At 67.1% G+C, this 9,906-nt stretch carries 9 protein-coding genes; 8 read left to right on the plus strand and 1 reads right to left on the minus strand.

What is annotated here, in order from left to right:
- Window positions 1-372: 372 nt before the first annotated feature.
- The 5 genes from pdhA to ACFV15_RS01330 all read left to right on the plus strand — a co-directional run bounded on the left by pdhA (window position 373) and on the right by ACFV15_RS01330 (window position 6,613).
- Window positions 373-1,581, plus strand: coding sequence for a pyruvate dehydrogenase (acetyl-transferring) E1 component subunit alpha (pdhA, locus tag ACFV15_RS01310; protein WP_378348128.1), 1,209 nt, complete (start codon window positions 373-375; stop codon window positions 1,579-1,581).
- Window positions 1,581-2,579: an alpha-ketoacid dehydrogenase subunit beta gene (locus ACFV15_RS01315; RefSeq protein ID WP_378348129.1), complete on the plus strand. Its 999-nt coding sequence runs from the start codon at window positions 1,581-1,583 to the stop codon at window positions 2,577-2,579. The genes pdhA and ACFV15_RS01315 overlap by 1 nt, the downstream gene beginning before the upstream one ends.
- A 4-nt stretch (window positions 2,580-2,583) precedes the next feature.
- Window positions 2,584-3,963, plus strand: a complete 1,380-nt coding sequence (locus ACFV15_RS01320) for a dihydrolipoamide acetyltransferase family protein (RefSeq protein WP_378348130.1) — start codon at window positions 2,584-2,586, stop codon at window positions 3,961-3,963.
- A 128-nt stretch (window positions 3,964-4,091) separates the two neighbouring features.
- Window positions 4,092-4,649, plus strand: a complete 558-nt coding sequence (locus tag ACFV15_RS01325; RefSeq protein ID WP_378348131.1) for a TetR/AcrR family transcriptional regulator — start codon at window positions 4,092-4,094, stop codon at window positions 4,647-4,649.
- Between the two features lie 29 nt (window positions 4,650-4,678).
- Complete coding sequence (locus ACFV15_RS01330) at window positions 4,679-6,613, plus strand: ABC transporter ATP-binding protein (RefSeq protein ID WP_378348279.1); 1,935 nt, start codon at window positions 4,679-4,681, stop codon at window positions 6,611-6,613.
- Here ACFV15_RS01330 and ACFV15_RS01335 read toward each other — a convergent pair.
- Window positions 6,573-7,877, minus strand: a complete 1,305-nt coding sequence (locus tag ACFV15_RS01335) for a hypothetical protein (protein WP_378348132.1) — start codon at window positions 7,875-7,877, stop codon at window positions 6,573-6,575. The two genes, ACFV15_RS01330 and ACFV15_RS01335, sit on opposite strands and share 41 nt — an antisense overlap.
- Window positions 7,878-7,924: 47 nt before the next feature.
- Here ACFV15_RS01335 and ACFV15_RS01340 point away from each other — a divergent pair, with 47 nt between their 5' ends.
- From ACFV15_RS01340 to ACFV15_RS01350, 3 genes are read left to right on the plus strand one after another with little or no spacing between them, the layout of a single operon-like run.
- Window positions 7,925-8,815: an MBL fold metallo-hydrolase gene (locus ACFV15_RS01340; RefSeq protein ID WP_378348133.1), complete on the plus strand. Its 891-nt coding sequence runs from the start codon at window positions 7,925-7,927 to the stop codon at window positions 8,813-8,815.
- A complete protein-coding gene (locus ACFV15_RS01345) occupies window positions 8,812-9,330 on the plus strand; it encodes a DNA topology modulation protein FlaR (protein ID WP_378348134.1) in 519 nt (172 codons plus the stop codon). Before ACFV15_RS01340 ends, ACFV15_RS01345 begins: the two co-directional genes overlap by 4 nt.
- A gap of 6 nt (window positions 9,331-9,336) precedes the next feature.
- Window positions 9,337-9,801, plus strand: a complete 465-nt coding sequence (locus ACFV15_RS01350) for an FxsA family protein (RefSeq protein WP_378348135.1) — start codon at window positions 9,337-9,339, stop codon at window positions 9,799-9,801.
- Window positions 9,802-9,906: the final 105 nt, after the last annotated feature.

A 9,906-nucleotide genomic window follows, 5' to 3' on the forward strand; every position in this document is an offset into this window, starting at 1 on the left:
CGCGCCCGTTTTTCGCCTCCCCGCCCCCCAGAGGCCCAGGGTGACGGAGGCCACGAACCCTTCTGGTTTGGTGTGTGGCCCCCCCGCTCAGACCCGCCGGCAACCCCCACGACCGCAGGTGAGGTGACGAACCATCGGCAGCCCCATGGTCGGGTGTCCGAGCATTTTCGCTGCTCAGCCCCGGTTTCTCAGCAACAAATCAGCATCCCTGGCTCACCAAAAGCATGGTCGGCATGCCAGGATGTCGGCGTGAACCGTCAACGCCGACGGTGGCTCTAGCGCTTCAGGACCGAATGCGCAGGTCGCCGACGGTGAAGTCGTAGTGGCCGCCACAAGCGGCCGCGCGGCAACCGACATCAAGGAGACAAGCGCATGTCGTCCCCCGAACAGTGGACGCACCCGGAGCCTGGGGCCGGGCCGGCCGCCGAAGCCGCCCAACCATCCCCGGAGCAGGTGATAGCCGGTTTGCGAGCAACCAGCGAAGGTGGGGAAGAGCTCACGCAGCTGCTGACCCCCGAAGGCGAACGCGTCCACTCGTCGCAGTTCGACCCGTACGTGGCGGACATCGACTACGAAGCGCTGCGCGGTCTCTACCGCGACATGGTGCTCGTCCGCCGCGCCGACCGTGAAGCCAACGCGATGCAGCGCCAGGGCCAGCTGGGCATCTGGGTGCCGCTGCTCGGCCAGGAGGCCGCGCAGATCGGCTCCGGGCGCGCGATGCGCAAGGGCGACATGGCGTTCCCCAGCTACCGCGAGCACGGCGTCGCGTACACGCGGGGTGTCGACCTCAAAGAGGTGCTCGGCATCTTCCGCTGCACCGATCACAGCAGCTGGGACTACAAGGAGCACGGCTTCCACCCGTACTGCATCGTGATCGGCAACCAGGTGCTCAACGCCACCGGGTACGCGATGGGCCAGAAGTTCGACGGCAAGGTCGGCGACGACGACGGCGAAGCGACGGTCACCTACTTCGGCGACGGCGCCACCAGCCAGGGCGACGTCCACGAAGGATTCGTCTGGGCCGCGGTCTACGACGCGCCGCTCGTGTTCTTCTGCCAGAACAACCAGTGGGCCATCTCCGAGCCGACCGAGCGCCAGTCGCGCCTGCCGCTGTACCAGCGCGCCCGCGGCTACGGCTTCCCCGGCATCCGGGTCGACGGCAACGACGTGCTCGCCTGCCTCGCGGTCACCCGCTGGGCGCTCGAGGAATGCCGTCACGGCAACGGCCCGGTGCTGATCGAGGCGTTCACGTACCGGATGGACGCGCACACCACCACCGACGACCCCACCCGCTACCGGCTCTCCGACGAGCTGGAGGAGTGGAAGCTCAAGGACCCGATCGAGCGCGTTCGTGCCTACCTGGCCCGCAACGGCGGCGCCGATCACGACTTCTTCGAGCAGGTGCAGGCCGACGCGGACGCGTTCGCCGAGGACCTGCGCGAGTACTGCTTCAACATGCCGGAGCCGCCCCCGGAGCGGATCTTCTCCAACGTCTACGCCGAGAACTCACCGGTGCTGGACGCGCAGCGTGAAGAATTCCTCTCCTACCTCGACGGCTTCGCAGCGGCGGGTGAGCACTGATGGCTAACGAAGACATTCAGAAACTGACCATCGGGAAGGCGATCAACCTCGGTCTGCGCCGCTCGATGGAGGCCAACAACCGGGTCATCGTCATGGGCGAGGACGTCGGCAAGCTCGGCGGCGTCTTCCGCATCACCGACGGCCTGCAGAAGGACTTCGGCGAGCAGCGCGTGCTGGACACGCCGCTGGCCGAGTCCGGCATCATCGGCACCGCGGTCGGCCTGGCCGTGCGCGGGTTCCGCCCGGTGTGCGAGATCCAGTTCGAGGGCTTCATCTTCCCCGGCTTCGACCAGATCGTCAGCCAGGTCGCGAAGCTGCACTACCGGACACAGGGCAAGATCAAGATGCCGATCGTGATCCGGGTGCCGTTCGGCGGCGGCATCGGCGCGGTCGAGCACCACTCCGAGTCCCCCGAGTCGCTGTTCGCGCACGTCGCGGGCCTCAAGGTGGTCGCGGTCTCCAACGCGGTCGACGCGTACTGGGGCATCCAGCAGGCCATCGACTCCGACGACCCGATCCTGTTCTTCGAGCCGAAGCGGCTGTACCACTCCGGCGCGATGCGCACCGAGGTCGACACCACCGCCACGCCGGACCCGCTGTTCAAGTCGCGTGTCGTGCGCTCCGGTGACGCGGTCACCGTCGTTGCGTACGGCCCGTCGGTGAAGGTCGCGCTCGACGCGGCGACCGCCGCCGAGGAGGAGGGCAAGTCACTCGAGGTCATCGACCTGCGCACGCTCTCGCCGCTGGACCTCGGTCCGGTGTTCGAGTCGGTACGCAAGACCGGCCGTCTCATCGCACTGAGCGAGGCGCCTTCGGAATCCTCGCTGACCTCGGAGATCGCCGCGCGCGTGCAGCAGGAGTGCTTCTACTCGCTGGAAGCGCCCGTGCTGCGGGTGACCGGATTCGACACGCCGTACCCGCCCGCGAAGCTCGAGGAGCACTACCTCCCCGACCTCGACCGGGTGCTGCACGCCGTCGACCGTTCGCTGGGCTGGTGACGTAATGCCTACGTACAAACAGTTCCCGCTGTCGGACACGGCCGAGGGCCTGACCGAGGCCGACATCCTCAACTGGCACGTCAAGCCGGGCGACGAGGTCAAGGTCAACCAGATCGTCGTCGAGATCGAGACCGCGAAGGCGGCCGTCGAGCTGCCGATCCCGTGGGCTGGCGTGATCACCGAGCTGCACGTCGAGCCGGGTCAGACGGTCGAGGTCGGCACGCCGATCCTGACCATGGACGTCGACCCCGGCGGCGCCGCGGCCCCGGCCGCCGCGCCCGCCCCGGCCGCCGCCGCTGTCGAGGAGGCGCCCGCCGAAGAGGAGATGAAGCCGCTGGTCGGCTACGGCTCCAAGGCGGTCGTCACCAAGCGCCGCGCTCGAAAAAATCCCAATGTGGCATCCGTCAGCTCTGAGCTGACGAACGCCACATTGGCGGAGCCAAAGCTGACGAATGCCACATTGGGGAAAAAATCAGCGGCTCCGGTGGCGGTCGCGCAGGTCAAGGGTGGGTACGTGCCGCTGGCGAAGCCGCCGGTGCGCAAGCTCGCCAAGGACCTCGGCGTCGACCTCCACGCGCTGACCGGCACGGCCGCCGGTGGCGTGATCACCCGCGAGGACGTGCACCTGGCCGCCAACGGCTCCGCCGGCACCCTGCCGGTCGAGCAGTCCATTGTGGACTCGTCCAGCCGTGAACGCCGGGTTCCCATCAAGGGTGTCCGCAAGGCGACCGCGGCCGCGATGGTGCAGAGCGCGTTCACCGCACCGCACGTCACGGAGTTCCTGACCATCGACGTCACGCCGATGATGGAGTTCCGCGAGAAGCTGAAGAAGTCGCGCGAGTTCGCCGGCGTCAAGGTCACCCCGCTGACCTTCGCCGCGAAGGCGGTCTGCCTGGCCGCGAAGCGCACTCCGGACGTCAACGCGGTGTGGGACGAGGCCGCGCAGGAGATCGTCTACAAGGACTACGTGCACCTCGGGATCGCCGCGGCCACGCCGCGCGGGCTCATCGTGCCCAAGGTCCGCGACGCCGACGCGATGTCGTTGAAGGAGCTCGCGGCCGCGCTGACGCAGCTCACCGAGACGGCCCGCGAAGGCAAGACCTCGCCTGCCGACATGGCGAACGGGACCATCACGATCACCAACGTCGGCGTCTTCGGCGTCGACACCGGCACCCCGATCATCAACCCCGGCGAGTCCGCGATCCTGTGCCTCGGCGCGATCAAGGACACCCCGTGGGTGGTCGACGGTGAGATCAAGGTCCGCAAGGTGCTGCAGCTTTCGCTGAGCTTCGACCACCGCGTGGTCGACGGCCAGCAGGGCTCGGAGTTCCTGGCCGACGTCGGCGCGCTCCTGGCCGACCCCGCCATGGCGATGACCTACTAGAACCAGGACAAAGCGGGCCATGCCCCCAGGGCGTGGCCCGCTTTTCTTTATTCATTTGACGGAGTGAGTGCTCACTCCGTAGCTTGGTGAGCATGACACCTACCGAGACCCGGCGTAGAGCGCCGGGCATGAGTCCAGGGGACCGGCGGGACATGATCGTCCGCTCAGTCCTGCCACTGCTGATCGAACACGGCGCCGCCATCACCACCAGCCAGATCGCGAAGGCGGCCTGCATCGGCGAGGGCACGATCTTCCGCGTCTTCAAGGACAAGGACGAGCTCATCGACGCCTGCATGATCGAAGCACTCCGGCCGGACGCGGCGCTGAGCGTCATCGCCGAAATCCCGCTCGACCAGCCACTCGAAACCCGGCTCGTCGAGGCGGCCGAGGTGCTGTACGCGCACCTGCAGCGGATGGGCGCGGTCATGTCCGCGCTGCTGCACTCCGGACGCCCGCACCGTCGCGGCGAACCGCGCAAGGGTGCCCGCAAGGAGTCGATGGACGCCATGCGGACCGCCATCGCCGACCTCTTCGAGCCGGAGCGGGATTCACTGCGCGTCCCGGTCGACCAGGCGGCCGCGTTGTTCCTCTCCATGATGATGATGCAAGCGCGCTCGTTCCCCGACGGCCCGACGGCCAAGCAGCTCATCGACGTCTTCCTGCACGGCGCGCTGGAGGCTGAATGATCCCGGGCGGAGGTGGCGGTATCGAATTCATGCTCGGCAGACGCGCTCGGCGTCGCCGGGTCTCGACCGTGCCGGACAGCGGGCTGACCGGTCCGGTCGACATTCCCGAGCCCAAACAAGACGACGAACCCAAAGACCTGCGCTCCCGCTTCAAGCGAATGCGCGAATCCGTCGCGGGCACGGTACGCGGCCTGCCGAAGGTCGCGAAGCTGACGTGGCGGGCCAGTCCGGTACTGACCATCACGATCGCGATCATCACGATCGTCTCGGGATTGACCCCGACGGTCACCGCGTACGTCTCCAAGCTCCTGATCGACTCGGTCGTCGCCGCCATCCAGGGCAAGGGCACGACCGGCGCGATCGTCGGCGTCGCCGCGCTGGAGTTCGGCGTGCTCACGCTGACCGCGGTCTGCCAGGCGCTCACCCAGATCAGCCAGGCGCTGCTGCAGGAGCGGATGACGTTGAGCATCCGGCACCAGGTGATGAAGCACGCGAGCGAGCTGCACCTGTCGTACTTCGAGGGGTCCGAGTCCTACGACATGCTGCGCCAGGCCGCGCAGGAAGCGCCGTCGCGCCCGCTGTCGATGATGAACTCCGCACTCGGCCTGATCCGCACCACGATCACGTTCAGCAGCATGATCGCGCTGCTGGTCTCGGTCAGCCCGCTGCTCGCGCTGGTCGCGCTGCTGGCTCCGGTGCCCGCGTTCATCTCCCAGTCCAAGTACGGCTCACGCGCGTTCTGGCTGACCGTGATGATGTCGCCGTTGAAGCGGCGGATGGACTATCTGTCCACTTTGGTCACTACGGACACATACGCCAAAGAAACCAAGCTCTTCGGGCTCGGCCCGTACTTCGTGGAACGGTTCCGCCAGCTCGGTGTCGTTTCCTATGAGCGCCAGCGCAAACTGACCCGCAACCGGAGCATCAGCTCAACGTCCTGGGGGTTGTTGAGCACCTTCGTCGGGTCGGCGATCGCGTTGTACATCGCGCTGGAAGCCGTCGGCGGGCGCCTGACGCTGGGCGACCTGGCGTTGTACACGGCCGCGGCGACCTCCGTGCAGACCTCGGTTTCCGGCCTGTTCACCGCGTTTTCCGGGATGTACGAGAACAATCTCTACCTCGACACACTGTACCGGTTCCTCGCCACCGAGCCCGAGATCGTCGCACCGGCGAAACCACGGCGGCTACCGTCCACGGTCGAGGGACACATCGTCTTCGACGGGGTCTCGTTCAGCTATCCCGGCGCGGAAGAACCCGCGCTCGACAACGTGAGTTTCGAGATCAAGCCGGGTGAAACGGTCGCCGTGGTCGGCAAGAACGGCGCCGGGAAGTCGACGTTGTTCAAGCTGCTGTGCCGGCTCTACGACCCGACCGGTGGCCGCATCCTGCTGGACGGCATCGACATCCGCGAGTTCGACCCCGACGAGCTTCGCGAACGGATGAGCGCGATGTTCCAGGATTACGTGACGTACCAAGGCACCGCGGCCGAGAACATCGGCCTCGGCGACCTGAACCACCTGGTAGATCGTGACCGCATCGAGGATTCCGCACGCCGCGCCGGCGCCGCGGAGCGCATCGAGCGCCTGCCCAGCGGTTACGACAGCCCGCTCGGCCGCTGGTTCGACCAAGGTGTCAGCCTGTCCGGTGGCGAGTGGCAGAAGATCGCGCTGGCCAGGGCGTTCATCAGGAACGCGCCGATACTCCTGCTCGACGAGCCGACCTCGGCGCTGGACGCACAGGCCGAGCATGACCTCTTCGCGCGACTGCGTGAACTGGCCGCCGGCAGGACGACGCTGTACATCTCGCACCGGTTCTCGACCGTACGTCAGGCGGAGAAGATCCTGTTGCTGGAGCTGGGAAAGCTGGCCGAGTCCGGCACGCACGACGAGCTGATGGCGCAAGGCGGCGAGTACGCGAAGCTGTTCACACTTCAGGCCGCGGCTTATCTGGAGGAGGCGAAGTAGTCCAGGGGAGCTCGGTGCCGATGAGCTCGATGTCCCGTACATCGAGCCACGGCGCCGAGCCCTGGATCTCCGTTTCAGTGAACCGGGTGCTCCGCAACGACGCCAGCCTCGGCGGGTCACCTGCGTCGCCCAGCTTCAGCAGCCCGCCGGTGAAACGGCAATCCTCGATCGCCAGCCTGGCGAACATCTGCAGCACCACGGTGTTGAGGAAGGAGAGGTCGAGATCGCTGCGATCGAAGTCGCACCTGGTGAAGTCCAGGCCTCCGACTTCGATGTCCAAACCCGAGAAGTCGACCTCGGTGTCGTGAAACCGCGACCGGTAGAAATCAATGCCGATCCCGTTCAGGCTCATGCCGGAGAAATCGATCTTCGAAGTCTCGAACTCGGCGCCGACGAACTGCAGCCTGCCGCCGATCACCGCTCTCGCGAAGGTCGTTTGTTTGGCGCTGAAAGTCGTTCCGTGGCAGCTCAGTCTTCCGTTGAAAGAGGTATTCGCGAATGAGGTCAGCTCACCCTTGAAGGTCGAGCGGTCGAAGGTCACCGTGCCACCGAAGGACAAACCAGCCAGGTCCAGGTCGGTGAACTCGATGTCGGTGAAGTCGAAGTCGGTATCCGGCCAATCCGAGAAGCCGAAGGTCCGTGGCGTCGTCCGGTCGCGGACGATTCGCATGATCGCGTCGCTCACCAGGTTCTCGTTCTCGCCGTCCGAAGGCATCCGGAGGTATCCGCAGAGGACATCGACACAGACCTGCCGCTTGTCGGCCCAGTCGTCGGCGAGGCCTGCCATCGCGTAGACACCGGCCATGCGCACCGCGGCACTCGCGTGTGCCAGTTGCTCGGCCGCTGTGCCGAACCGTTCGTTGAATCCTTGGGTGACCTCGCGGTCGGCGCGTTTGATCGCGAGGTCGTGCTCGGCCTCGGCCACCCGCTGCTTGCGGAAGTTGATCGCCAGCAGCACGACCCCGCCGAACCCAGCGACCACCGCGAGCCCGATCTTCAGCAGGTCGAGGATCTCCGTGGTGGTGAAACTCGTGGAGGATGGGAACTTCGGCCAGCCCAGCACCCAGAGCAGCCCGCCGACCGTGCCGGTCGCCACGGTGATCGAAAGGGTCAGCCACCCGAACACCGACCGCGCGATCCCCGCCGGTAGCGGAATCCTCGGCAACGGCACCTTCACCCGATGCCGCCTGAGATGGCCGATGATCACGGCGGCCGCTGCGACGACCGCGAGGCCGAGCAGCGAGTAACGGACCCAGTCAGACACGACCGAGACGGTAGCGGGACACCCGCCTGCCCGGCAGGATCTTGACGATGAAGACCCCGTTCAGCCGCCCCGACCTCAGCTCGTACCCGCGCGAAAAGCCATCCGACGGCACCGTGCGGGTGACCTTCCTCGGTGTGTCGACCCTGCTCTTCGACGACGGCGAAACGGCCATCATGACCGACGGCTTCTTCAGCCGTCCCGGCAAAATCAAGGCCTTGACCAGCAAAATCGGCCCGAACCGCGAGGTGGTCACCCGCTCGCTCGATCGCGCGGGCGTCTCGAAGCTCGCCGCGGTGATCGCCGTGCACTCCCACTACGACCACGCGATGGACACGCCACTGGTCGCGTCGCTCACCGGCGCCCAGGTCATCGGCTCGACGTCGACCGCGAACATCGCGCTCGGCCAAGGCCTCCCCGCCGACCGCATCGTGACCCCGACTCATGGCGAACCGCTGGAGTTCGGCCGCTTCACCGTCACGCTGCTGCCGTCGGAGCACAGCCCGAAACCGGTCGCACCGGGAGTGATCTCGCAGCCGCTGACGCCACCGGCCCGGTTGAGCGCGTACGAGATGGGCGAGTGCTACACCGTCCACGTCGGACACGAAGGCCGCGGCATCGTGGTCAACGGCAGCGCGGGGTGGGTGCCCGGCGCGCTCGACGGCTACGAAGCCGAGACCGTCTACCTGGGCATCGGCGGCATGGGCAAGCAGTCGGACGAGTTCCGCTCGACACTGTGGCGCGAAATCGTCACCACGGTCGGTGCACGCAAGGTGGTCCCGATCCATTGGGACGACTTCTTCCGCCCGCTGGATCGCCCGCTCGTCCCGCTGCCGTACTTCGCCGACGACGTCGCGAAGTCGATGGACTTCCTGCTCGCCCAAACAGTCGCCGTCGAACTGCCCGTCGCCTGGCAGGTCACCGACCCGTTCACTCGATGATGCGCCGCGTTGTCGTGCTCGGCTGCGGCGGTTCCGGCAAGACCACCCTCGCCGTGAAACTCGGCCGCAGCACCGGCCTGCCGACCATCCACCTCGACGAACTGTTCTGGAACCCGGGCTGGGTCCCCACCCCCAAGGACGAATTCGTCGCACGGCAGGCCGAGGAAGCCGCCCGCGACCGCTGGATCATCGAAGGCGACTACGCCGGCTCGCTGGAGATCCGCGCCGCCCGCGCGGACACGGTGATCTTCCTAGACCTGCCGCGCCGCATCTGCCTTGTCCGGGTGATCCTCCGCAGACTCCGCCGACGCGACGGGGCGGGCCCGGCACCCGGCTGCCCGCAAAAGGTCGATCTGGAGTTCCTCCGCTGGATCTGGCACTGGCGTCGCGACCGCAGGCCGATCGCGCTCACCAAGCTCAAGGAACACGCGAGCGGCGCGCGCCAGGTGGTGCTCACCACCCCGCGGGAAGTCGAAGCGTTCCTCCGGGAGCAAAACGGGCAGGCTGGACGTTGAGGGAGTATGGCTGTCGCGTTCCTGCTCTATGTCCTCGCCGAAGTCGCCGCCATCTGGGCGGTCGGCTCAGCCGTGGGTGTGCTCGGCACGATCGCACTCCTGCTGGCAGGCGCCTTCCTCGGCTCCTGGCTCGCCCGCCGCGAAGGCGGCAAGGCCGCCCGCGCCTTCATGGAGACCGCCCGCGCGGGCCGCTCCGCACACGTCGAAGTCACCAACGGCATGCTCATCGGCCTCGGCGGCCTGCTGATCATGATTCCCGGATTCGTCAGCGACGTACTCGGCCTGTTCCTGCTGCTCCCGCCCACCCGCGCGATCGCACGCAAGCTGTGGCTCAAGCGCATGGAGCGCCGCATGATGGCGCACGTCAACAACCAGCGCGGCCCGGTGGTGATCGTCGACTCCGAGGTCGTGCCCGACCCCAGGCCCGCCCAGGCGCACCCGGTCATCGAAGGCCGCATCGTCGAAGGCTGAAAACGAGTCGTGGGGGGTGGGGGGTCGGGGTACGAGAAGGGGGCCCAACACCACCAAAACCCCGCAGGGAGGGGGTATTAATGAGGTAAAGTCGAGGGCGGCGCG

It is taken from the genome of Amycolatopsis sp. NPDC059657, from assembly GCF_042734395.1.
Classification (GTDB): Bacteria; Actinomycetota; Actinomycetes; order Mycobacteriales; family Pseudonocardiaceae; genus Amycolatopsis.

Excerpts from the sequence above, each read along its gene's own strand:
- ACFV15_RS01340 (WP_378348133.1), top strand. The coding sequence starts at position 7,925 with ATGAAGACCCCGTTCAGCCGCCCCGACCTCAGCTCGTACCCGCGCGAA.
- pdhA (WP_378348128.1), top strand. The coding sequence starts at position 373 with ATGTCGTCCCCCGAACAGTGGACGCACCCGGAGCCTGGGGCCGGGCCG.
- ACFV15_RS01320 (WP_378348130.1), top strand. The coding sequence starts at position 2,584 with ATGCCTACGTACAAACAGTTCCCGCTGTCGGACACGGCCGAGGGCCTG.
- ACFV15_RS01345 (WP_378348134.1), top strand. The coding sequence starts at position 8,812 with ATGATGCGCCGCGTTGTCGTGCTCGGCTGCGGCGGTTCCGGCAAGACC.
- ACFV15_RS01330 (WP_378348279.1), top strand. The coding sequence starts at position 4,679 with ATGCTCGGCAGACGCGCTCGGCGTCGCCGGGTCTCGACCGTGCCGGAC.
- ACFV15_RS01325 (WP_378348131.1), top strand. The coding sequence starts at position 4,092 with ATGAGTCCAGGGGACCGGCGGGACATGATCGTCCGCTCAGTCCTGCCA.
- ACFV15_RS01350 (WP_378348135.1), top strand. The coding sequence starts at position 9,337 with ATGGCTGTCGCGTTCCTGCTCTATGTCCTCGCCGAAGTCGCCGCCATC.
- ACFV15_RS01315 (WP_378348129.1), top strand. The coding sequence starts at position 1,581 with ATGGCTAACGAAGACATTCAGAAACTGACCATCGGGAAGGCGATCAAC.